This window comes from Burkholderia sp. ABCPW 11, from assembly GCF_001523445.1.
Taxonomy (GTDB): domain Bacteria; phylum Pseudomonadota; class Gammaproteobacteria; order Burkholderiales; family Burkholderiaceae; genus Burkholderia.
In genome coordinates this window covers 1-23,858 of sequence record NZ_LOVM01000078.1, presented here as the reverse complement: position 1 = coordinate 23,858, position 23,858 = coordinate 1, and the positions used below count along the sequence as shown (strand labels likewise).

Here is a 23,858-nt window from a genome sequence, read left to right as displayed (position 1 = left end):
TCCCGGTCCCCTCAACCTCTTAACTCTGCTTCGCTAACCGATGAATTTGCTGAAACGTTACGCTGTGCCCGTTGCCTGCGCGGCGGCTGTCCTCGCTCTGGCGGCTTGCTCGTCGTCGAAGGACGCGCGCCGCGTGCCGACGCCGCTCACCGAGTTCAAGCCTGTCCTGGACGTGCAACAGGTCTGGAAGGCGAGCGTCGGCAAGGGCGGGCGCTACCTGTTCTCGCCGGTAGCCGTGGGCGACGCCGTCTATGCGGCGGGCGAAAACGGTTCGGTCGAGAAGATCGACGCGAAGACGGGCCAGACGCTCTGGCGCTCGAAGGTCGGTTCGGACCTGTCGGCCGGTGTCGGCAGCGATGGCAACCTGACCGCGGTCGGTGCGTTGAAGGGCGGCGTGTTCGTGCTGGGCCCGGACGGCAAGCAGCTGTGGAAGACCAGCGTGCAGGGCGAGATCTTCTCGCCGCCGCTCGTCGGTAACGGTCTCGTGATCGTCCGCACGATCGACGGCCAGGTGATCGCGTTCAACGCGCAGACGGGCGAGCAGAAGTGGGCCTACCGCAACCGTGCGGTGCCGCTGAACCTGCGCGTGTCGGCCGGCATGACGTTCGCGGGCGACGCGGCCGTGCTGGCGGGCTTCCCGGGCGGCGGGCTCGTCGCGATCAACCTGCAGACGGGCGAGCCGTTCTGGCAGACTCCGGTGTCGTTCCCCAAGGGCGTGACCGAGGTCGAGCGCATCAATGACGTCAGCGGCCCGCCGACGCTCGTGGGTGCGCAAGCCTGCGCGGTGACGTTCCAGGGTCAGCTCGGCTGCTTCGATGCGAACTCGGGCCGTCCGCTGTGGGAAAAGCCGTTCTCGAGCCGCAGCGGCCTCGCGCAGGACGATTCGGTGGTCGCCGGCGGCGACGACTGGTCGGTCGTGACCGCATACGACGCGGCCACGGGCAACCAGCTCTGGCGCAACGACAAGCTGAAGAGCCGCGACGTCGGCGTGCCGTACCTGCTCGGGCATGCGGTCGTGATGGGCGATTACAAGGGCTTCGTGCACTTCCTGTCGCGCGAGGACGGCAGCTTCATCGCGCGGATGAAGACCGACGGCAGCGCGATTACGGCGGCGCCGGTCCTCGCGGGCAATACGCTCGTCGTGCAGACGAAGGACGGCGGCCTGTACGGGTTCCGCCCGCGCTGACGCGCAGGAAACCGGCGTGGCCGTGGCGTGGCGGGCGGGTCCCGCGCGCCGCGGCCACGCGACTTGACAGCGGCCGGTGTTCCCGGCCGCTCGGTATTTGAAAGGCAGTTCGAGACGAAAGACGACGGCGCGCAACGCGCGCCGGGCGCGCGCATCCGGCGCGGCGCGAATTCGTGATATTTTCATTCAGCGCAGCCGCCCGCAGCAGCGGGCCTCCCGCTGCTGCGCTTCACCGTAGAAAACACAGATGAAACCGGTCATTGCCCTCGTTGGGCGCCCCAATGTGGGGAAATCCACGCTGTTCAACCGGCTCACGCGCTCGCGCGATGCGCTGGTCGCCGACTTGCCGGGCCTCACGCGCGATCGCCATTACGGCGAAGGGCGCGTCGGCGCGCGGCCGTACCTGGTCGTCGATACCGGCGGCTTCGAGCCCGTCGCGAAGGACGGCATCCTGCACGAAATGGCGCGCCAGACGCGGCAGGCCGTCGAGGAAGCCGACGTCGTCGTGTTCATCGTCGACGGCCGCAACGGGCTCGCGCCGCAGGACAAGTCGATCGCCGACTACCTGCGCAAGACCGGCCGGCCGATCTTCCTGGTCGTCAACAAGGCCGAGGGGATGAAGTACACGGCGGTCGCGACGGATTTCTACGAGCTCGGGCTCGGCGATCCGCGCGCGATCTCGGCCGCGCACGGCGACGGCGTGACCGACATGATCAACGAGGCGCTCGAAGTCGCGTACGCGGGCCAGCCCGAGGAAGCGGACGAGGACGATCCGTCGCGCGGCATCAAGATCGCGATCGTCGGCCGTCCGAACGTCGGCAAGTCGACGCTCGTCAACGCGTTGATCGGCGAAGACCGCGTGATCGCGTTCGACATGCCGGGCACGACGCGCGATTCGATCTACGTCGACTTCGAGCGTAACGGCAAGAAATACACGCTGATCGACACGGCCGGCCTGCGGCGCCGCGGCAAGGTGTTCGAGGCGATCGAGAAGTTCTCGGTCGTGAAGACGCTGCAGTCGATTTCCGACGCGAACGTCGTCATTCTTCTGCTGGATGCGCAGCAGGACATTTCCGACCAGGACGCGCACATCGCCGGCTTCGTCGTCGAGCAGGGCCGCGCGCTCGTGATCGGCGTCAACAAGTGGGATGGCCTCGACGACCACGCGCGCGACCGCGCGAAAGCGGATTTGACCCGCAAGCTGAAATTCCTCGACTTCGCGAAATCGCACTTCATTTCCGCCGCGAAGAAGACGGGTATCGGCGCGCTGATGCGCTCGGTCGACGACGCCTACGCGGCGGCGATGTCGAAGCTGCCGACGCCGAAGCTCACGCGCGCGCTGATCGAGGCCGTCGAATTCCAGCAGCCGCGCCGTCGCGGCCCGGTGCGTCCGAAGCTGCGCTACGCGCACCAGGGCGGCCAGAATCCGCCGATCATCGTGATCCACGGCAACGCGCTCGACGCGGTGACGGAAACCTACAAGCGCTACCTCGAAAACCGATTCCGCGAAACTTTCTCGCTGACCGGGACTCCATTGCGCATAGAGTTCCGTTCGTCGAACAACCCGTACGCGGACAAGGGCTGACGCATGTCCCGCAACGGCCAGGCCGCATGGCCTATGCCCGGGCGGGGCAGGCAAAATCGGCTATAGTGTAGCGATTGGCGCCGGATCTCTTTTTCTTCGTCGCCAATCCAGATCAACCTGCAAAAAAAGATGGAGTACGCCATGAGCAACAAAGGGCAATTGTTACAAGACCCGTTTTTGAACGCACTGCGCAAAGAGCACGTTCCCGTTTCGATCTATCTCGTCAACGGCATCAAGCTTCAAGGGAACATTGAATCGTTCGACCAGTACGTCGTGTTGCTCCGTAATACGGTGACCCAGATGGTTTACAAGCACGCCATCTCGACGGTCGTGCCGGCGCGCCCGGTGAATTTCCACCCGGACGCGGAAGCCTCGTCCTAACCAATTGCAGCGGCCGGCATCCGGTCGCCGCGAGCGACCGATGCCAGCCGCCTTATCTTGACACCCGATAATTTGATCAACGCAGCGCTCGTCGGCATCGATTTCGGCAAGACCGATTTCGAAGCCAGTCTCGAAGAACTCAGTCTTCTCGCCTCCAGCGCGGGGGCCCGTCCCGCCGTCACCCTCACGGGCCGTCGCTCAAGTCCCGACGCCAAGATGTTCATCGGCAGCGGCAAAGCCGAAGAACTGCGGCTTGCGTGCGACGCGCACAACGTCGAAATCGTCATCTTCAACCACGCGCTGGCGCCCGCCCAGCAACGCAATCTGGAGCAGGCGCTTAACAGGCGCGTGGTCGACCGCACGAGCCTCATCCTCGACATCTTCGCGCAGCGTGCCCGCAGCCACGAAGGCAAGCTGCAGGTCGAGCTCGCGCAGCTTCAATACCTGTCGACCCGGCTCATTCGCGCATGGACCCACCTCGAGCGGCAAAAGGGCGGTATCGGCCTGCGCGGCCCCGGCGAAACCCAGCTCGAAACCGACCGCCGCCTGATCGGCGAACGCATCAAGATGCTGAAGTCGCGGCTCGACCGGCTGCGCCGCCAGCACAGCACGCAGCGCCGGCAGCGCGCGCGCAGCGGCACGATGTCGGTGTCGCTCGTCGGCTACACGAACGCGGGCAAGTCGACGCTGTTCAATGCGCTGACGAAAGCGCAGGCGTACGCGGCCGACCAGCTGTTCGCGACGCTCGATACGACGTCGCGGCGCGTGTACCTCGGCGACGAAGTCGGGCAGATCGTCGTGTCCGATACGGTCGGGTTCATCCGCGAGCTGCCTCACCAGCTCGTCGCGGCGTTCCGCGCGACCCTCGAGGAAACGATCCATGCGGATCTGCTGCTGCATGTGGTCGACGCGTCGAGCGCGGTCAGGCTCGAGCAGATCGAGCAGGTCAACGGCGTGCTGCACGAGATCGGCGCGGACACGATCCGGCAGGTGCTGGTGTTCAACAAGATCGACGCCGTGCCCGAGCTGGCGGCCCGCGGCGACGCGGTCGAGCGGGACGAGTATGGTAATATTTCGCGCGTCTTTTTGAGCGCGCGCACCGGTCAGGGTCTCGATACGTTGCGTGCCGCCATCGCCGAAATCGCCTCCGCGGAACACCTTTCCAGCGCGACGTTGCCCGACGCGCTCGATGGCACGTCCGCTGAATCGCACGAAGACCACACGATTTCCGAACACGGGCGCTAACCGGTCCCGGCCGGTTCGCCGGCGTCCAATCTGGTGAACAAACTCTGGTGAACGAATACAACGAGCGGAGTACCTGGCGGCGGATGCGCGCCTTGCTGTCGATCAACGATCCCCGCTGGGGACGCGGCGAAGGCAATGGCAAGGACGGATCCCGCCCCCGCGCGAACGAATCGAAGCGTCCGCCAGGCGGCGACGGCGACGGTCCGCCCGATCTCGACGAGATGTGGCGCAATTTCAACCGGCGCCTGAGCGGCCTGTTCGGCGGCAAGGGCGGCAACGGCTTCCGTCCCGACAATGGCCGGGCCGCACGGGTCGGCGTCGGCATCGTGATCGGCGTGCTGGTCGCGGTTTATGCGGGAAGCGGGCTGTTCGTCGTGCAGGAAGGCCAGACGGGCGTCGTGCTGCAGCTCGGCAAGGTGTCGGGCACGGTCGGCCAGGGCGTGCACTGGCGCGCACCGTATCCGTTCGCGTCGCACGAGATCGTCGACACGTCGCAGGTCCGCTCGATCGAGATCGGCCGCAATAACGTCGTGCGCCTCGCGAACGTGAAGGAAGCCGCGATGCTGACGCGCGATGCCGACATCGTCGACGTGCGCTTCATCGTCCAGTACCGGATCCGTTCCGCCACCGATTACCTGTTCCGCAGCGTCGATCCCGAGCGCAGCGTGTCGCAGGCCGCGCAGGCCGCGGTGCGCGCGATCGTCGGCACGCGCAGTGCGGCCGACATGCTGAACCAGGACCGCGATGCGCTGCGCGAGCAGCTTTCCAGCGCGATCCAGCGCGATCTCGACCGCTACCAGTCGGGGCTCGAAGTGACGGCCGTCACGATGCAGAGCGTCGCGGCGCCCGAGCAGACCCAGGCCGCCTACGCCGAAGTCGCGAAGGCGCGCGACGAGCGCGAGGCCGCGAAGCGCGCCGCGCAGGCGTATGCGAGCGACCTGCTGCCGAAGGCGCAGGGTGATGCGGCGAAGCTCGTCGACGAAGCGAAGGCGTATGCCGATCGCGTGGTCACGGAAGCCGAGGGCGACGCGGACCGCTTCAAGCAAGTCTATGCGCAGTACTCGAAGGCGCCTGCGGTCATTCGCGAGCGGATGTACCTCGAGACGATGCAGGAAATCTATTCGAACGCGACGAAGGTGTTCGTCGGCAACAAGGGCGGCAACAGCGTCGTGTACCTGCCGCTCGACAAGCTCGTCGAGCAGGGCCGGCAAAACGCCGCGACGTCGGCCGGCGCGTCCGCCGCCGATGCGGCGTCGGCACCGGCGGTCACGGCGCCGTCGGCAGCTGCAGCCGCGCCGGCGAGCGCCGCATCGGCCGCCGCCGCGTCAGGTGTCGACGTGCTGCGATCGCGCGAAGCGTTTCGCAGCCGGTCGCGTGAAGACGATACGAAGTAACGGGGAGCGCAGAACATGAACCGAATCATTGCGCTCGTCGTCGCAATCGTGATTGTCGCCTTCGCGGCATCGTCGACGGTCCTCACCGTCGATCCGCGCCATACGGCCGTGCTGTCGGGCCGCGACGGCACGCAGCCGGAACTCGCGGGCCCCGGCGTCCATTTCAAGCTGCCGCCGCCGCTGCAGACGGCGACGCTGATCGATACGCGCCTGCAATCGCTGGAGTCGTCCGATCCGCTGCAACTGGCAACCGAAGACAAGCACGACCTGCTCGTCGCGTATGCGGTGAAGTACCGGATCAGCGACCCGATGAAATATTTCACCGCGACGGGCGGCGACCCGGCGGCGGCGAGCGAACGGCTGTCCGGTACGCTGAAGAGCGCGCTCGGCGATGCATTCGGCAAGCGCGCGCTCGACGATGCCATCGGCGGCCAGCGCGCGATCGCCGATGCGGCTCGCGATGCGGCGAAGGCGAGCGCGGCCGGTTTCGGCGTCGACGTGGTCGACGTCCAGCTCACGCGTGTCGACCTGCCGGCTGCGCAGACGGACGCCGTCTATCAACGGATGATCGGCGCGTTGCGCGATCAGGCGGCCCAGGTGCGTGCACAAGGCGCGGCCGACGTCGAGCAGATCAAGGCCGACGCCGAACGCGAGCAGCAGGCCGTGCTCGCGAACGCGTACAAGTCCGCGCAGACGATCAAGGGCGAGGGCGACGCGAAGGCCGCGACGATCGCCGCCGATGCGTTCGGCCGCGATCCGCAGTTCTATCAGTTCTACGCGAGCCTGCAGGCCTACCGGAATACGTTCAAGCGCAACGACATCATCGTCGTCGATCCCGACAGCGAGTTCTTCCGCTTCATGCGCAGCCCGACGGGCGGTGCCGCACCGGCGGCGCCCGCTCCCCGCAAACATTGACCTTGGGGCGCCGCGTCGAGCGGCGCCGTCGCTCGCATGGACCTGGCTGGCTCGTTGTTGCTCGCAGTAGCGCTGATGCTGATCATCGAGGGGGCGTTCCCCTTTGTGTTTCCCGTCGCCTGGCGCGACACGTTTCGTAGAATAGCCGAGCGGCCGCCGCATCATATCCGGATCGGCGGGCTGATCGTGATGGTGCTCGGGCTCGCGCTGTTGCTGCTCGCGACCTGACCGTAGCCCCGATCCGGACGGCGCATCCGCCGTTCGTTCCGCCCGATTTCGAAGTTCCGATTCAACTCGCGGCGCGCGTGTCGCGCGCCGTTTCCCGTCGTAGGACCGTACCGATGTCGACCTGGTTACTTCCCGAGAATATCGCCGACGTACTGCCGTCGGAAGCGCGCAAGATCGAGGAGCTGCGCCGCAGGCTGCTCGACCGCTTCCGTTCGTACGGCTACGAAATGGTGATGCCGCCGTTGCTCGAGTATCTCGAGTCGCTGCTGACGAGCGGCGGCGCCGATCTGCGCCTGCGCACCTTCAAGCTGGTCGACCAGCTGTCGGGCCGCACGCTCGGCCTGCGCGCGGACATCACGCCGCAGGTCGCGCGGATCGACGCGCATCTGTTGAACCGTCAGGGCGTGACGCGTCTCTGCTACGCGGGCCACGTGATGCATACGCGTCCGCGCGGCCTGCACGCGACGCGCGAACAAATCCAGATCGGCGCCGAAATCTACGGCCACGCCGGGCTCGAAGCCGATCTCGAGATCCAGCAACTGATGCTCGACGCGCTGCATCTCGCGGGCCTGTCGCGCATCCGTCTCGACCTCGGCCACGCGGGCGTGCTCGCGGCGCTGCTGGCGCGCGACGCGCAGGCCGCCGAGCGTGGCGAGTCGCTGTACGACGCGCTGTCGGGCAAGGATGTGCCGCTGTTGAACGAACTCACCGACGATCTCGGCGCCGATACGCGCGCCGCGTTGCGCGCGCTGCCGAACCTCTACGGGGACGCGAGCGTGCTCGCCGAGGCGCGCACGCGCCTGCCGGTGCTGCCTGAAATCACACGGGCGCTCGACGATCTCGCGCAGCTTGCGTCGCAGGCGAAGGGCGTCGAAGTCGCGATCGATCTGGCCGACCTGCGCGGCTACGCGTATCACAGCGGCGCGATGTTCAGCGCATACATCGACGGCGTGCCGAACGCGATCGCGCGCGGCGGCCGTTACGATCACGTGGGGCAGGCCTATGGCCGGGCTCGTCCGGCGACCGGCTTCTCGCTCGACCTGCGCGAGCTCGCACGAATCTCGCCGGTCGAGGCGCGCGGCACCGCGATCCTCGCGCCGTGGGCGCAGGACGATGCGTTGGGCGCGGCCGTCGCGGCGCTGCGCGATGCGGGCGAGGTCGTGATCCAGGCGCTGCCGGGCCACGATCACGTGCTCGACGAATTCGCGTGCGATCGTTCGCTCGTCGAGCGCAACGGCGCGTGGGTGGTCGAACCCCGATAAAGAGGTGCTCGCGGGCCGTGCTTCGGCGTGCATATCGTTGAAGCGAAACGGAAAAATTCGGAATCGCCCGCGAACATAGGTAGAATACGTTTTTAACCAGCTAACGAATCAACATGTCTGCCAGCGCAGTGAACGTGACTCCCGGGCGCAATGTCGTCGTCGTGGGAACGCAATGGGGTGATGAAGGCAAGGGCAAGATCGTCGACTGGCTGACGGACCACGCTCAGGGCGTCGTGCGTTTCCAGGGCGGTCACAACGCCGGCCACACCCTCATCATCGGCGGCAAGAAAACGATCTTGCGCCTCATTCCGTCGGGCATCATGCGTGAAGGCGTCGCCTGCTACATCGGCAACGGCGTCGTCCTGTCCCCCGAAGCACTGTTCAAGGAAATCGGCGAGCTCGAAGAAGCCGGCGTGAACGTGCGCGACCGCCTGTTCATCTCCGAAGCCACGACGCTGATCCTGCCGTACCACATCGCGATCGACCAGGCGCGCGAAGCGCGCAAGGGCGCGGGCAAGATCGGTACGACCGGCCGCGGCATCGGCCCTGCGTACGAAGACAAGGTCGGCCGCCGCGCGCTGCGCGTGCAGGATCTGTTCGACGCGAAAACCTTCGCCGATCGCCTGCGCGAAAATCTCGATTTCCACAATTTCGTGCTGACCCAGTATCTGGGCGGCGCGGCCGTCGATTTCCAGGCCACGCTCGACACGATGCTCGGCTATGCCGACCGCCTGAAGCCGATGGTGGCCGACGTGTCGCGCCGCCTGTACGACGCGAACAATGCGGGCCAGAACCTGCTGTTCGAAGGCGCGCAAGGCACGCTGCTCGACATCGACCACGGCACCTATCCGTTCGTCACGTCGAGCAACTGCGTCGCAGGTGCGGCATCGGCCGGCGCGGGCGTCGGTCCGCAGAAGCTCAACTACATCCTCGGCATCACGAAGGCGTATTGCACGCGCGTCGGTTCGGGTCCGTTCCCGAGCGAACTGTACGATGCGGACAACCCGCAGCGTCAGGACCAGATCGGCGTCACGCTCGCGAACGTCGGCAAGGAATTCGGTTCGGTCACCGGCCGTCCGCGCCGCACCGGCTGGCTCGATGCGGCCGCGCTGCGCCGCTCGATCCAGATCAACGGCGTGTCGGGCCTGTGCATGACGAAGCTCGACGTGCTCGACGGCCTCGACGAAGTCAAGCTGTGCGTCGGCTACCAGGTCGACGGCAAGGACGTCGACATCCTGCCGCGCGGCGCGGTCGATGTCGCGCGTTGCGAACCGGTGTACGAGACGTTCGCCGGCTGGAAGGAAAGCACCGTCGGGATCAATACGTGGGACGCACTGCCGGCGAACGCGCAGGCATACCTCGCCCGCGTCCAGGAAGTGGCTGGCGTGCCGGTCGACATGGTGTCGACGGGCCCGGACCGCGACGAAACGATCCTGCTCCGCCATCCGTTCAAGGTGTAATTCCCAGATGACGCAGCAAATCACGATGACGGCGGCAGACTTGATGACCGATCCGCGCAACGACGACAAGAACCTGTGGGTAGGCTGGGACGAGTACCACCGGCTGATCGAGCTGCTCGCGCTCCAGGTGCACGCCTCGGGCTGGAAGTTCGACCAGATCCTGTGCCTCGCGCGCGGCGGCCTGCGCGTCGGCGACCAGCTGTCGCGCATCTACGACGTGCCGCTCGCGATTCTCGCGACGAGTTCGTACCGGGAAGCGGCCGGCACCGAGCAGGGCGAGCTCGACATCGCGCAGTACATCACGATGACGCGCGGCAACCTGGCGGGCAACGTGCTGCTGGTCGACGATCTCGTCGATTCGGGCGTCACGCTCGCGCGCGTGCAGGAGCACCTGAAGGAGCGCTATCCGTCCGTGACGGCCGTGCGTTCGGCGGTGCTCTGGTACAAGGGTTGCTCGAAGGTCAAGCCCGACTATCACACGCAGTTCCTGCCGACGAATCCGTGGATTCATCAGCCGTTCGAGGAGTGGGATACGGTTCGGCCGCACAACCTCGAGGCGTGGATCAAGCGCGGTCGCGCGCAGCGCGACGGTTCGGGCGCGTAAGCGGCCGGCCGATCGAACGAAAGCCTTGTACGGCGCCGCTTGCGGCGCCGTTTTTCATTGGCGCGCCGGGGCGCCGCGCGGCCGCGCCGCGGACCCGATAGGCAGGCGGCGCGGCGCCGGCTATGATGGCAGCCCTGCCACAGGTCGCGCCGGATTGCATGCGCGGCGTGGATCACGTGGCTCCACGGCAACACGGCAGGGCGGCGTTTCACGGGGGCGCGAGTAGAATAGCGCTCGTTTTGTCCGACCCGGACCCGATTATTACGCTTCATATGAACGACACGACTCACGCGACCGACGCCGCACACGCGCCGCATTCGACGCAACAACACTCGATGCGGGCGCTAGCGATAGCAGCCATCGGCGTCGTGTTCGGCGACATCGGCACCAGCCCGCTGTATTCGCTCAAGGAGGCGTTCAGCCCCGCGCACGGCATTCCGCTGACCGAAGGGTCGATTCTCGGCGTGATCTCGCTGCTGTTTTGGGCCATCGTGCTGGTGGTCGGCGTCAAGTACCTGCTGTTCGTGATGCGGGCGGACAACAACGGCGAAGGCGGCGTGCTCGCGCTGATGGCGCTGTCGCTGCGGCCGCTCGACTCGAAAACGCGGGTCGCGGGCGCGCTGATGGCGCTCGGGATATTCGGCGCGTGCATGTTCTACGGGGACGCGGTGATCACCCCGGCGATCTCGGTGATGTCGGCCGTCGAAGGTCTGGAGATCGCGACGCCGCACCTGTCCCATCTCGTGCTGCCGATCACGATCGTGATCCTGATCGCGCTGTTCTGGATCCAGCGGCACGGAACCGCGCTGGTCGGCAAGCTGTTCGGCCCGATCATGGTGCTGTGGTTCGTCGTGATCGCGGCGCTCGGCGTGTACCACATCGTTCGCGTGCCGGGCATCATCGCGGCGATCAATCCGTATTACGCGGCGTCGTTCATGGCCGACCACCTGCTGCAGGCGTACGTCGTGCTCGGCTCGGTCGTGCTGGTGCTGACCGGCGCGGAAGCGCTCTACGCGGACATGGGCCACTTCGGTGCAAAGCCGATCCGGTTGGCTGCGTACGGGCTCGTGATGCCGTCGCTCGTGCTGAACTACTTCGGCCAGGGCGCGCTGCTGATCCAGAATCCGAAAGCGATCGAAAACCCGTTCTTCCTGCTGGCGCCCGAATGGGGGCTGCTGCCGCTCGTCGTGCTGTCGACGGTCGCGACCGTGATCGCGTCGCAGGCCGTGATCTCCGGCGCGTATTCGCTGACGTCGCAGGCGATCCAGCTCGGCTACGTGCCGCGCATGAAGGTGCTGCATACGTCCGAGCTCGCGATCGGCCAGATCTACGTGCCGGTCGTGAACTGGCTGCTGCTGTTCGTGATCCTCTGTATCGTCGTCGGTTTCAAGAGTTCGGACAACCTCGCGGCCGCGTACGGTATCGCGGTGACGGCGACGATGGTGATCACGACCGTGCTCGCGTGCGTCGTGATGGTGAAAGTGTGGAACTGGAACCGGCTGCTGGTCGGCGCGATCATCGCGGTGTTCCTCGCGATCGACCTCGGCTTTTTCGGCGCGAACCTGCTGAAGGTCGCGCAGGGCGGCTGGTTGCCGCTCGGCATCGGCGCGCTGCTGTTCTTCCTGCTGATGACCTGGTACAAGGGGCGTCACATCGTCAAGGAGCGCACGGCGGCCGACGGTATTCCGCTCGAACCGTTCCTGCAGGGGCTGCTCGCGCATCCGCCGCACCGCGTGTCGGGCACCGCGATCTACCTGACCGGCAACGACAAGCTCGTGCCCGTCAGCCTGCTGCACAACCTGAAGCACAACAAGGTGCTGCACGAGCGGACCATTTTCCTGACGTTCGTCACGCGCGACATTCCGTACGTGCGCGACGACAGGCGCCTGAGTTCGCGTGATGCGGGCGGCGGACTGTACATCGTCAAGGCCGAGTACGGCTTTAACGAGACGCCGGACGTGAAGGCCGTGCTCGAGGAATTCGGCCGCACGCACGACATGACGTTCGAGCTGATGGACACGTCGTTCTTCCTCGCGCGCGAAACGGTCGTGCCGACGCATCTGCCCGGCATGTCGATCTGGCGCGAGCGCGTGTTCGCGTGGATGCATCAGAACGCGGCGAAACCGACCGATTTCTTCTCGATTCCGGCGAATCGCGTCGTCGAGCTCGGGACGAAGATCGAGATCTGACGGGCGCGAGCGGGCCGCGTATGCGGCCCATGCCGAATCGGGCTGCGCGCTTCGCCGAAGCAATAAAAAAACCCGCCTTTCGGCGGGTTTTTTATTGCTTCGACGCCTTCGACTCAGCGTTTCAGCTTCGCGAATGCCACGGCCATCGCGCCGGCCGGTTCCGGCTCGCGCGTACGCTGCGGACGGGCTGCGCCGCGCCCCGCGTTGCCGCGATCCTGGCCGCCGCGCGACGACGTGCCGGGTGCTGCCGCGTCGTCGTCGAGGCGCATCGTCAGCGCAATGCGCTGGCGCTTCACGTCGACGTCGATCACCTTCACCTTGACGACCTGGCCGGCCTTCACGACTTCGTGCGGATCCTTGATGAACTTCGTCGACATCGCGGACACGTGGACGAGGCCGTCCTGGTGCACGCCGATATCCACGAACGCGCCGAATGCGGCAACGTTCGTCACGACGCCTTCGAGCGTCATGCCCGGCACGAGATCCGAGACCTTCTCGACGCCTTCGCGGAACGTGGCCGTCTTGAATTCCGGGCGTGGATCGCGGCCCGGCTTTTCCAGTTCGGCCAGGATGTCGCGCACGGTCGGCAGGCCGAAACGTTCGTCAACAAACTCCGCCGGCGACAGGCCCGCTAGCGCCTCGCGGTTGCCGAGCACGTCGTCGATGCGCTTGTTGATCTTCGCGAGCATCCGTTCGACGACCGGATACGCTTCCGGGTGCACCGACGAGCGGTCGAGCGGATTCTCGCCGCCATTGATGCGCAGGAAGCCGGCGGCCTGTTCGAAGGTCTTGTCGCCGAGGCGCGGCACCTTGCGCAGGTGCTCGCGCGACGGGAACGGGCCGTTCGCGTCGCGATAGTCGACGATGTTGCGCGCGAGTGTCGCGTTCAGGCCCGACACACGGGCGAGCAGCGGGGCCGACGCCGTGTTCGCGTCGACGCCGACCGCGTTCACGCAATCCTCGACGACCGCGTCGAGCGAGCGGGCAAGTTCGCGCTGGTTCACGTCGTGCTGGTACTGGCCGACGCCGATCGCCTTCGGCTCGATTTTCACGAGCTCCGCGAGCGGGTCCTGCAGGCGGCGGGCGATCGACACGGCGCCGCGCAGCGAAACGTCGAGTTCCGGGAATTCCTTCGCGGCGAGCTCGGACGCCGAGTAGACCGACGCGCCGGCTTCCGACACGACGATCTTCTGCAGCCGCAGCTCCGGGTGTTTCGCGATCAGTTCGCTCGCGAGCTTGTCGGTTTCGCGCGACGCGGTGCCGTTGCCGATGCTGATCAGTTCGGCCCGCGTCTGCGCGGCGAGGCGCGCGAGTTTCGCGATCGAGCCGTCCCAGTCGCGGCGCGGTTCGTGCGGGTAGATCGTGTCGGTCGCGAGCACCTTGCCGGTGCGGTCGACGACCGCGACCTTCACGCCGGTGCGCAAGCCGGGGTCGAGACCGATCACGGCCTTCGGGCCGGCCGGTGCGGCCAGCAGCAGGTCGTTCAGGTTGCGCGCGAACACGCGGATCGCTTCGGTTTCGGCCGTTTCGCGCAGTTGCGTGAGCAGTTCGTTTTCGATATGCGGCTGCACCTTCACGCGCCAGCACCAGCGGCAGACGTCGGACAGCCATTTGTCGGCCGGGCGATTCTGGTTCGCGATGCCGAAATGGCGCGCGATCATCGCCTCGCCGGGATGCGGCACCTGCGCGTCGAGCTCTTCGCCGAGGCCGAGCTTGATCGTCAGCACGCCCGCGTTGCGGCCGCGGAACAGCGCGAGCGCGCGGTGCGACGGCACGGTCTTGATCGTTTCCGCGTAGTCGTAATAGTCGCGGAATTTCTCGCCTTCCTCGTTTTCCTTGCCCTCCACGACCGCCGACGACACGACGCCCTGGGCGTGCAGGTAGTCGCGCAGCTTGCCGAGCAATTCCGCCGTCTCGCCGAACTGTTCGGACAGGATGTCGCGCGCGCCGTCGAGCGCGGCCTTCACGTCGGCGAGGCCCTTGTCGACATCGACATACGCGGCCGCCTCGGTCTGCGGGTCGAGCAGCGGATTCGCGAGCAGCGCCTGCGCGAGCGGCTCGAGGCCGGCCTCGCGGGCGATCTGCGCACGCGTGCGGCGCTTCGGCTTGTACGGCAGATAAAGGTCCTCGAGCACCTGCTTGCTGTCGGCCGCGTCGATCGCGGCACGCAGTTCGTCGGTCAGCTTGCCCTGTTCGTCGATGCTCGACAGGATCGCGGCGCGGCGATCCTCGAGCTCGCGCAGGTACAGGAGGCGTTCCTCGAGCTGGCGCAACTGCGTGTCGTCCAGGTTGCCGGTCACTTCCTTGCGGTACCGGGCAATGAACGGAACGGTCGAGCCTTCGTCGAGGAGTTGCACGGCCGCCGCGACCTGGCGCGGCTGGACGGACAGTTCGGTGGCGATGCGCTGTACGATCTTGAGTGCTACGGTTTCCGTCATGTCGTGGATGGTCTGCCTGCTGAAATCGCGGCGCGGGCCGGCAGGCCCGGAGCGGCGGGCTGCCCGGCTGGCCCGCCGGGCCAGAGGCCGCGGGTGAATGAAGCGGGGCATTTTGCCATAAATGGCGGAGCGTCCAGCCGGGGGTGATAGAATTTGACACATGTCCCGCAGCTTTCCTACGACGTTGCCAACTTCCCGTATTTCTCTCGTCGCGCTCGGCGCAGCGCTCGCCGCGGCTTTGTCTGCCGGGCCTTCCGGCGCATTCGCGCAGGCCCAGGGCGCCAGCGCGCCGGACGCCGCCGCGTCCGCGCCCGTTGCAGCCTCCGCCGCCCCGGATTTCGACGCCCGTCAAAAAGTGCTCAATCAACGCTCCGCGGAAAACGATTATCGTTATGCGGTGGCGGAGCACGATTGTTACAGCAAGTTCTTCGTCAACCACTGTCTCGGCAAGGCGCGCGATCGGATGCGCGAGGAGCGCGCGAGCATTCGCCAGGAGCAGCTTGCGCTCAACGACGAGCAGCGCGCGGTGCGGGCGCAGCAGCGCGACCAGCAGCAGGCGCTGAAGCAGGCCCGGAACGCGGCGGAAGCGCCGCAGCGGGCGGCGACCGACGCGGCGAACGCGGCTGCATTCCGCGACAAGCAGGAGCAGAATGCACTGAAGCAGGCGCAGCGCGGCGCGGAAGGCCCGCAACGCGCGGCGAACAGGCAGGCATACGACCAGAAGCAGGCGGATTTCCAGCGCAAGCTCGACCAGGCGCACCAGCAGGCGGCGCAGAAGGCGCAGGAGCGGGCGGACAACGCCACGCGCTACGAGCAGAAGCAGAAGGCAGCCGCGCAGCACAAGGCCGATGTCGAGCGGCGTCAGCAGGAAGCGGCCGAGAAGGCCAGGCAGCAACAGCAGGGGCAGTAACGTGTTGAATTGATCGGGCTCAGTCTCGGGCGCGTCGGCACGCCAGCCGTCGCGCTGCTTCGATGAGGAGGCAGGTATGCAAAACCGTCACACGGAACAGCAGCAGGAATTGCACAACCGTTTGGCTGCATTGCAGGAGCAGCACCAGCAGCTCGCTCGGGAGATCGAGCTGAAGGAAGGGCACTCCGACATCGATGACATCACGCTGCACCGGCTGAAGAAGGAAAAGCTGGCCGCCAAGGACAAAATCATTTTGCTGCAATCGCAGCTCGAACCGGATAAGCGCGCCTGAGCGCGGCCTGGCAAGCGCCGGCGCCGCTCGGGCGCTGGACACAGGAACGCTTGCCTTGAATTCACCGCTTGAAGCCACCCCCGATGCCCGGCGTGACACGACGTCCGCCGGGCGCGTTCGTGCGCCCGAAGGCACTTTCGAGCTGAGCCGCAAGCGCGTCGACGAACTCGACACGATCTTCGGCGAAGGCGGGTTGCTGGCGCGCGCGCTCGACGGCTATCGGCCGCGTACGTCGCAGATCGAGATGGCGCGCGCGGTCGCGTCCGCGATGGAGGCGTCCGCACGCCGGATGCCCGATCCCGAGATCTTCGAAACCCGCAAGCGGCCGGCGCGCCGCCTCGGCGACGGCGACAAGGCGGCCGGGCCGGCCGCGGATGACGCCGCAGCGGCCGAATCCGACAACGACGCAGGCGACAACACGCTGATCGTCGAGGCCGGCACGGGTACCGGCAAGACCTACGCGTATCTCGTGCCTGCCATGTTGTGGGGCGGCAAGGTGATCGTGTCGACCGGCACGAAGCACCTGCAGGACCAGTTGTTCCAGCGCGACATCCCGACCGTGCGCAACGCGCTCGCGGTGCCGGTGACGGTCGCGATGCTCAAGGGACGCTCGAACTACCTGTGCCATTACTACCTGCAACGCACGGCCGACAACGGCCGGCTGCCGTCGCGGCAGGATACCGCGTATCTGCAGGAAATCGTCCGCTTCGCGAAAATCACGAAGAGCGGCGACAAGGCCGAACTCGCGAGCGTGCCGGAAACGGCGCCCGTGTGGTCGATGGTCACGTCGACGCGCGACAATTGCCTCGGCCAGGAATGCCCGCACTACAAGGAATGCTTCGTGATGCAGGCGCGGCGCGAGGCCCAGCAGGCCGACGTCGTCGTCGTCAACCATCACCTGTTCTTCGCGGACATCATGCTGCGCGACACGGGGATGGCCGAACTGCTGCCGAACGCGAACACGATCATCTTCGACGAAGCGCACCAGTTGCCGGAAACGGCGACGCTGTTCTTCGGCGAGACGCTGTCGACGACGCAGATCCTCGAGCTCGCGCGCGACACGGTCGCCGAAGGCCTGAGCCATGCGCGCGACGCGGTGGAGTGGGTGAAGCTCGGCGGCGATCTCGAGCGCGCGGCGCGCGACTTGCGTCTCGCGTTCGCGAACGACCAGATCGTGCGCATGTCGCTCGCACAGCTCGGCGACGATCACCCGATGTTCGGTGCGCTCGACGCGCTCGACGTTGCGCTCGATGCGCTCGCATCGGCGCTCGCGAGCCAGGCCGAGCGCGCGGAATCGCTCGGCGCGTGCCTGCGGCGCGCCCGCGAGCTGCAGGACCTGCTGGCGGGCTGGGTCGCGCCCGGCGCGGCGCAAGCGGCAGCGAAGGCCGATGCGTCGGCGGCCGGCGACAATGCGGCCGCCGACGGCGATCCGAACGAGAAGGTGCGCTGGGTCGAGGTGTTCGCGCATACCGTCCAGCTCCATGAAACGCCGCTGTCGGTCGCGCCGATTTTCGCGAAACAGCGTGCGGGCGTACCGCGTGCATGGGTATTCACGTCGGCGACGTTGTCGGTGCGCGGCGATTTCACGCACTACGCGGCGCAGATGGGCCTGAGCTCGCGTCGTTCGATGACGCTCGCCAGTCCGTTCGATTACCAGTCGCAGGGGCTGCTGTACGTGCCGCGCAACCTCCCGCAGCCGTCTTCGCCGGCATTTACCGACGCCGTCTTCGATGCCGCGCTGCCGGCGATCGAGGCATCCGGCGGCGGCGTGTTCATGCTGTGCACGACGCTGCGCGCGGTCGACCGGATCGCGTCGAAGCTGCGCGACGCGATCGAGTCGCGCGGCTGGAACATGCCGCTGCTCGTGCAGGGCGACGCGAGCCGCACCGAGCTGCTCGACCGCTTCCGCGCGTACGGCAATGCGATCCTGGTCGGCAGCCAGAGTTTCTGGGAAGGCGTGGACGTGCGCGGCGATGCATTGTCGCTGGTCGTGATCGACAAGCTGCCGTTCGCGCCGCCGGACGATCCGGTGCTGGCCGCGCGGCTCGATGCGTTGACGAAGAAGGGGCTGAGTCCGTTCGCCGTGCATCAACTGCCGCAGGCCGTGATCACGCTGAAGCAGGGCGCGGGCCGGTTGATTCGTGCGGAGACGGATCGCGGCGTGCTGATGATCTGCGATACGCGGCTCGTCGACAAGCCTTACGGGCGCCGGATCTGGCAAAGCCTGCCGCCGTTCAAGCGCACACGCGAGATCGCGGTCGTGCAGGATTTCTTCGACGAGCACCGCGCGGACAAGCGCGCGTGAGCGCACGCGCGGCGCTTGCCGCGTGAACGCCTTGGCGTCAACCGAATGCGGCGCCAATAAAAAACCCGGCTCGATGGCCGGGTTTTTCGTATGCGCAACGGGTGTTGCAGCGCGCCGTGCGTTAGAACTGCCACCACGACTTCTTCGCACCGGGGCGCGCATGGCCCGTCACGTACGGGCTGTCGGGGAACGTGCCCGCGAGCACGCGCTTGGTGTCCTCGGCGAGTTCCGGCTGGTTCAGCTTGCCGTACGACAGGATCATGATGTGCAGCGCGTCCTCGATCGCCGGCGCGCCCTTGTAGTCCTTGATCGCGAGCTGGGCACGGTTGATCGCCGCGACATACGCGCCACGGCGATAGTAGTAGTCGGCCGCATGCACTTCGTGCGATGCGAGCGCGTTGACGATATAGCGCATCCGCGCGGCCGCATCGGGCGCGTACTTGCTCTTCGGGAAGCGGTCGACGACGACCTTGAACGCATCGTACGATTCGCGCAGCGCCTGCGGATCGCGTTCGCTCATGTCCTGGCCGGAGAAGCGACCGAACAGCCCGAGATCGTCGTTGAAGTGGATCATCCCCTTCAGGTAGTACGCGTATGGGATATCCGGATGATCGGGGTGGAGCTGGATGAAGCGATCGACGGCCTGGTCGGCGGCCGCCGCTTCGTTGTCCTTCCAGTTGCAGTATGCAACGTTGATCTGCGCCTGTTGCGCGAAATGGCCGAACGGATCGCGGCCTTGCAGCGATTCGAAATATTTCGCGCACTTGCCCCAGTCGCCGCCGGACAGTGCGTCCTGGGCCTCTGAGTATAATTTGTTGTTCGACCAGGTAGCCGTCTCGTCCTGCTTCTGCGGCAAGCCGTGGCAGCCGGCGATGAGGGCCGCGGCCGCTACCGCCGCAGCCCGGGCGGCGACGGTTCTGGCCGTGCGTTTGGTCGAATTCATCATGCTCGCATGTCCTAGCTTCAAGTCTCGGTGACCCAGTCTAAATGACCCGTTCAAGTTCGCAGAATGCCCAGCCGGGCACACCAAATCGCGAAGATTATAGCCCAAGCGATCGGCCCGCCGACGCTGCGTCGGGGGATTCCCTCGATGACGATCTGGCCGGCGACGCCATGCAGCCGCCCGTGGTGCCGTCCGCAGCGCACGACGACGCGCCGCGCATCGTCGAAGTGCCGCTGTCGCTCGCGGGCGAACGTCTCGACAAGGCGCTCGCCCAACTGTTCCCCGAATTCTCGCGCAGCCGCCTGCAGAGCTGGATCGAGGCGCAGCGCGTGCTCGTCGATGGCGCGCCGGCGAAGATCCGCCAGCCGGTGCCGCTGGGCGCGAAGATCGAGCTCGTGCCCGATCTGCTGCCCGAGCAGCTCGCGTTCACGCCGGAGCCCGTGCCGCTCGACGTGATCTACGAGGACGACGCGCTCGTCGTCATCAACAAGCCGGCCGGTCTCGTCGTCCATCCGGCCGCCGGCAACTGGAGCGGCACGATCCTCAACGGTCTGCTGCATCGCTACGGCGACGCGGCGGCCGGCCTGCCGCGCGCGGGGATCGTCCACCGGCTCGACAAGGAAACGTCCGGCCTGATGGTGGTCGCCCGCACGCTGGCCGCGCAGACGGACCTCGTGCGCCAGTTGCAGGCCCGCACGGTGAAGCGCCGCTATTTCGCGCTGGTGTGGGGCACGATGCCAGAGGAAGGCACGATCGACGCGCCGATCGGCCGCGACCCGCGCGAGCGCACGCGCATGGCCGTGGTCACCGGCGCCTCGGGCAAGCCCGCGCGCACGCATTTCCGCACGGTTGACACATGTCTGTGGCAACGTCAGCCGGTTTCGGCGATTCAATGCGATCTCGAAACCGGCCGCACGCATCAGATCCGTGTGCACTGCGCGCACGCCGGGCATCCGCTGCTCGGCGATCCGGTCTACGGGCGTGCGCGCGGCAAGCGCTCGGTCGCGCCGCTGCCGGACGGGTTCGCACGACAGGCGCTGCATGCGTGGCGGCTCGGTCTCGTGCATCCGGTCACGGGCAAGGCGATGCAGTGGCGCTGCCCGCTGCCGGACGACATGAACGCACTGGTCGCGGCGCTCGGCTTCGGGCAGGGCGACGAGGAATTCGACGACGACAATCCCTACGACGATGACGATTTCGGCGGCGAGTATCACGACGACGAGCCGTACCTGGACGATGAGGAGGAGTGAGTGCCGATGACGAATCTGGCGCCGTTGACGTGGCAGGACTGCGTGCAGCCCGACTGGCGCGTGTCGCCGCGCGTGCGTGCGCTGATCACGACGCGCGACGGCGGCGTGAGCGAAGGCCCGTACGGGCGCTGGCAGGATGGGGCGGCATTGGCGGGCGGGATGAATCTCGGCCTGCATACCGGTGACGATCCCGACCATGTCGCCGTCAATCGCGCGCGCCTGCTCGCCCTCGCTGGCCAGTCGGGCGCCGCATGGCTCGAGCAGGTTCACGGCGCGCAGATCGTGCGGGCGGACGAGGTGATCGCCGCGGCGCCTGCCGCCACGGCGCCGGTGCAGGCCGACGCGAGCGTCACGGATCGGGCCGGCGCCGTCTGCGTGGTGATGGTGGCCGATTGCCTGCCCGTGCTGCTGTGCGACGCGCAGGGCCGCGCGGTCGGCGCTGCGCATGCGGGCTGGCGCGGGCTCTCGGCCGGCATCGTCGAGCAGACGGCCGCGCGCGTCGCGGCGCTCGCGGGCGGGACGGCGGACACGCTGCATGCCTATCTCGGGCCGGCGATCGGCCCGCAGGCGTTCGAGGTCGGCGCCGACGTGCGCGACGCGTTTCTCGACACGGCTCCGCAGTCGGAGCATGATGAAACCCGTCGTGCGTTCGTCGCGAGAGACGGCGCGCCCGGCAAGTTTCTTGCCGATCTCTACGCGCTCGCGCGCCTGCGGCTCGCGCGTGCGGGCGTGGTGCACGTGAGCGGCGGGACGGCCTGCACGGTCGCCGAGCGCGCGCGCTTCTATTCGTATCGGCGCGACCGCGTGACGGGCCGCATGGCCGCGGCGATCTGGCTGGCCGATTGATTGCATGCGCATGCGCGCCGGTTTTGTTGCGCCGCGAAATCGGGTTATCTCGATATTGAGGCGGCAATGCGGCGTTGCATGCGCGACTGAATGAAAAATCCCGACGTCAAGTCAGGCAAAACATTTTATGTTTCGCCGGAACCCTTGTCCCGTCTATCGTGCGCGGATTATCTCCGCGCGGAAATGTTCAGTGGTTTGACCGGGCGCTTCACATGGGGAAAACGATAATGATAAAAATACCGCACTGCGGCAGAATCTGGAGACGCCTCTCCAGAGCATGACGGCCCGGCTCGCAGCCGGCACGCCGCGCGCGAGCAGGATTTCACGATTGACGCTCACGAATCACCGGTAAGGCAGGTAATGACAGCATCGAAAAATTCGTCGACGTCCGCTCATGCGGGCACTTCCGCGGGCAGTGCCGGCTTCGATCCGGCGGCCCAGCCGATGCAGCAGATGTTCGAGTCGTGGTTGAACGCGTGGCGCGGTTTTGCCGATCCGGCACGCGCCGCGACGGCATCGGCCTCCGTCAACCCGTTCGCGACATTCCAGTTCCCGACGTCGTTTCCGTTCCAGATGCCGTCGATGCCCGACCTCGGCGCGATGGCGTCGCCGTTCGCGGGGCTGAAGCTGCCGGTTGCCGCGATTCCGCCCGAACGGCTCCAGGCATTGCAGGCCGACTACGCGCGCGACTGCATGACGCTGATGCAGCAGGCGGCCGCCGCGAAGCTCGAGCCCCCGGAGTTGAAAGACCGCCGCTTCAGCGGCGACGCGTGGAAGGCATCGCCTGCGCATGCCTTCGCGGCCGCGTGGTATCTGCTCAACGCGCGCTATCTGCAGGAGCTGGCCGACGCGCTTCAGACCGATCCGAAGACGCGCGAGCGCATTCGTTTCACGGTCCAGCAATGGACGGCCGCCGCCGCGCCGAGCAACTTCCTCGCGCTCAATCCCGACGCACAGAAATCGATCCTCGAAACGCAGGGCGAAAGCCTGCGGCAAGGGATGATGAACCTGCTCGGCGACTTGCAGCGCGGCAAGATTTCGCAGACCGACGAATCGCAGTTCGTGGTCGGCAAGAATCTCGGGTGTACCGAGGGTGCGGTCGTGTACGAGAACGACCTGATCCAGTTGATCCAGTACACGCCGAAGACGGACAAGGTGTTCGAGCGGCCGCTGCTGATCGTCCCGCCGTGCATCAACAAGTTCTACATCCTCGACCTGCAACCCGAGAATTCGCTCGTCGCGCATGCGCTGTCGAACGGTCATCAGGTATTTCTCGTGTCGTGGCGCAATGCGGATGCATCGGTCGCGCACAAGACGTGGGACGACTACATGAACGAAGGGCTGCTCGCGGCGATCGACGCCGTGCAGCAGATCAGCGGGCGCGAGCAGATCAACACGCTCGGCTTCTGCGTCGGCGGCACGATGCTCGCGACCGCGCTCGCGGTGCTCGCCGCGCGCGGCGAACATCCGGCCGCGTCGATGACGCTGCTCACCGCGATGCTCGACTTCACCGATACGGGCATCCTCGACGTGTTCGTCGACGAGGCGCACGTGCAGATGCGCGAGCAGACCATCGGCGGCAAGAACGGTACGCAACCGGGGCTGATGCGCGGCGTCGAGTTCGCGAACACGTTCTCGTTCCTGCGGCCGAACGATCTCGTGTGGAACTACGTCGTCGACAATTACCTGAAGGGCCGCACGCCCGCGCCGTTCGACCTGCTGTACTGGAACAGCGATTCGACGAGCCTGCCGGGCCCGATGTACGCGTGGTACCTGCGCCATACCTATCTCGAAAACAAGCTGCGCGAGCCGGGGGCGCTGACCGTCTGCGGCGAACCGGTCGACCTGTCGCTGATCGACGTGCCGACGTTCATCTACGGTTCGCGCGAGGATCACATCGTGCCGTGGCAGACGGCCTACGCATCGACGTCGATCCTGTCGGGCCCGCTGAAGTTCGTGCTCGGCGCGTCGGGGCACATCGCGGGCGTGATCAACCCGCCGGCGAAGAAGAAGCGCAGCTACTGGGTCAACGACGACCTGCCCGAATCCGCGGACGACTGGTTCGCCGCGGCGACCGAGCAGCCCGGAAGCTGGTGGACGACATGGGTCGAGTGGCTCGACGCGTACGGCGGCCGTAAGGTCGCGCCGCCGGCCCAGCCGGGTTCAGCGCAATTCCCGGCGATCGAGCCGGCGCCCGGGCGCTACGTGTTGCAGCGCGATTGACGAAAACCGGACAGCGGCGCACGCTGTCCGGCGCACCGCAGTTTTTTAACGGGGCCGGTAACGACGCGCCGTGTCGTGCGGGCCTGGAGGAAAGGGAAATGACGGATGTAGTGATCGTATCGGCTGCGCGGACCGCGGTCGGCAAATTCGGCGGCTCGCTGGCAAAGATTGCGGCGCCGGAACTGGGCGCGACGGTGATCCG

The 23,858-nt window shown here is 66.7% G+C and carries 19 protein-coding genes and 1 pseudogene; 18 read left to right on the top strand and 2 right to left on the bottom strand.

Annotation, left to right across the window (positions count from 1 at the left end; all coding sequences use genetic code 11):
- The first annotated feature begins 40 nt into the window (after positions 1-40).
- The 11 genes from bamB to WS61_RS26540 all read left to right on the top strand — a co-directional run bounded on the left by bamB (position 41) and on the right by WS61_RS26540 (position 12,449).
- Positions 41-1,186 (top strand): outer membrane protein assembly factor BamB, encoded by a 1,146-nt coding sequence (gene bamB, locus WS61_RS26590; RefSeq protein WP_059504919.1) that lies wholly within the window; start codon positions 41-43, stop codon positions 1,184-1,186.
- 247 nt (positions 1,187-1,433) lie between these two features.
- On the top strand, positions 1,434-2,771 hold the full coding sequence (gene der, locus WS61_RS26585) for a ribosome biogenesis GTPase Der (RefSeq protein ID WP_052100298.1): 1,338 nt from the start codon (positions 1,434-1,436) through the stop codon (positions 2,769-2,771).
- Between the two features lie 141 nt (positions 2,772-2,912).
- A complete protein-coding gene (gene hfq / locus WS61_RS26580) occupies positions 2,913-3,152 on the top strand; it encodes an RNA chaperone Hfq (protein WP_006399927.1) in 240 nt (79 codons plus the stop codon).
- 72 nt (positions 3,153-3,224) lie between these two features.
- Positions 3,225-4,397 (top strand): GTPase HflX, encoded by a 1,173-nt coding sequence (hflX, locus tag WS61_RS26575; protein ID WP_179949341.1) that lies wholly within the window; start codon positions 3,225-3,227, stop codon positions 4,395-4,397.
- A gap of 47 nt (positions 4,398-4,444) precedes the next feature.
- Complete coding sequence (gene hflK, locus WS61_RS26570; protein WP_059504915.1) at positions 4,445-5,791, top strand: FtsH protease activity modulator HflK; 1,347 nt, start codon at positions 4,445-4,447, stop codon at positions 5,789-5,791.
- Positions 5,792-5,806: 15 nt separating this feature from the next.
- Positions 5,807-6,706: a protease modulator HflC gene (hflC, locus tag WS61_RS26565; protein WP_059504913.1), complete on the top strand. Its 900-nt coding sequence runs from the start codon at positions 5,807-5,809 to the stop codon at positions 6,704-6,706.
- A 36-nt stretch (positions 6,707-6,742) separates the two neighbouring features.
- Entirely contained in the window at positions 6,743-6,934 is a 192-nt protein-coding gene (locus tag WS61_RS26560; RefSeq protein ID WP_034207433.1) for a DUF2065 domain-containing protein, read from the top strand.
- A 113-nt stretch (positions 6,935-7,047) separates the two neighbouring features.
- Positions 7,048-8,196, top strand: coding sequence for an ATP phosphoribosyltransferase regulatory subunit (locus tag WS61_RS26555; RefSeq protein ID WP_006496416.1), 1,149 nt, complete (start codon positions 7,048-7,050; stop codon positions 8,194-8,196).
- Between the two features lie 113 nt (positions 8,197-8,309).
- Positions 8,310-9,656, top strand: coding sequence for an adenylosuccinate synthase (locus tag WS61_RS26550; RefSeq protein WP_059504911.1), 1,347 nt, complete (start codon positions 8,310-8,312; stop codon positions 9,654-9,656).
- A 7-nt stretch (positions 9,657-9,663) separates the two neighbouring features.
- The gene (locus WS61_RS26545; protein WP_006485899.1) at positions 9,664-10,260 is read left to right on the top strand and encodes a phosphoribosyltransferase; all 597 of its coding nucleotides are present in this window, start codon (positions 9,664-9,666) and stop codon (positions 10,258-10,260) included.
- 272 nt (positions 10,261-10,532) lie between these two features.
- The gene (locus WS61_RS26540) at positions 10,533-12,449 is read left to right on the top strand and encodes a potassium transporter Kup (RefSeq protein WP_034207430.1); all 1,917 of its coding nucleotides are present in this window, start codon (positions 10,533-10,535) and stop codon (positions 12,447-12,449) included.
- Positions 12,450-12,562: 113 nt separating this feature from the next.
- Here WS61_RS26540 and WS61_RS26535 read toward each other — a convergent pair whose 3' ends face one another.
- The gene (locus WS61_RS26535) at positions 12,563-14,887 is read right to left on the bottom strand and encodes a Tex family protein (RefSeq protein WP_059504909.1); all 2,325 of its coding nucleotides are present in this window, start codon (positions 14,885-14,887) and stop codon (positions 12,563-12,565) included.
- Between the two features lie 160 nt (positions 14,888-15,047).
- Between WS61_RS26535 and WS61_RS26530 the strand changes: the two genes are divergently transcribed.
- From WS61_RS26530 to WS61_RS26520, 3 genes are all read left to right on the top strand, one after another.
- Positions 15,048-15,797: a hypothetical protein gene (locus WS61_RS26530; RefSeq protein WP_059504907.1), complete on the top strand. Its 750-nt coding sequence runs from the start codon at positions 15,048-15,050 to the stop codon at positions 15,795-15,797.
- A gap of 76 nt (positions 15,798-15,873) precedes the next feature.
- Complete coding sequence (locus WS61_RS26525) at positions 15,874-16,089, top strand: YdcH family protein (RefSeq protein WP_006478692.1); 216 nt, start codon at positions 15,874-15,876, stop codon at positions 16,087-16,089.
- 55 nt (positions 16,090-16,144) lie between these two features.
- The gene (locus WS61_RS26520; protein ID WP_059504905.1) at positions 16,145-18,394 is read left to right on the top strand and encodes an ATP-dependent DNA helicase; all 2,250 of its coding nucleotides are present in this window, start codon (positions 16,145-16,147) and stop codon (positions 18,392-18,394) included.
- Between the two features lie 121 nt (positions 18,395-18,515).
- Here the strand turns inward: WS61_RS26520 and WS61_RS26515 are convergent, their stop codons facing one another.
- Complete coding sequence (locus tag WS61_RS26515; RefSeq protein ID WP_034207426.1) at positions 18,516-19,340, bottom strand: outer membrane protein assembly factor BamD; 825 nt, start codon at positions 19,338-19,340, stop codon at positions 18,516-18,518.
- A gap of 41 nt (positions 19,341-19,381) precedes the next feature.
- Here WS61_RS26515 and WS61_RS26510 point away from each other — a divergent pair, with 41 nt between their 5' ends.
- The 4 genes and pseudogenes from WS61_RS26510 to WS61_RS35060 all read left to right on the top strand — a co-directional run.
- The gene (locus tag WS61_RS26510; protein ID WP_059504903.1) at positions 19,382-20,587 is read left to right on the top strand and encodes an RluA family pseudouridine synthase; all 1,206 of its coding nucleotides are present in this window, start codon (positions 19,382-19,384) and stop codon (positions 20,585-20,587) included.
- Positions 20,588-20,593: 6 nt separating this feature from the next.
- Positions 20,594-21,433, top strand: coding sequence for a peptidoglycan editing factor PgeF (pgeF, locus tag WS61_RS26505; protein ID WP_059505031.1), 840 nt, complete (start codon positions 20,594-20,596; stop codon positions 21,431-21,433).
- Between the two features lie 360 nt (positions 21,434-21,793).
- Complete coding sequence (phaC, locus tag WS61_RS26500; protein ID WP_059504902.1) at positions 21,794-23,656, top strand: class I poly(R)-hydroxyalkanoic acid synthase; 1,863 nt, start codon at positions 21,794-21,796, stop codon at positions 23,654-23,656.
- A pseudogene (locus tag WS61_RS35060) lies at positions 23,653-23,858 on the top strand (hypothetical protein); the annotation flags it as partial. The gene phaC and the pseudogene WS61_RS35060, both read left to right, overlap by 4 nt.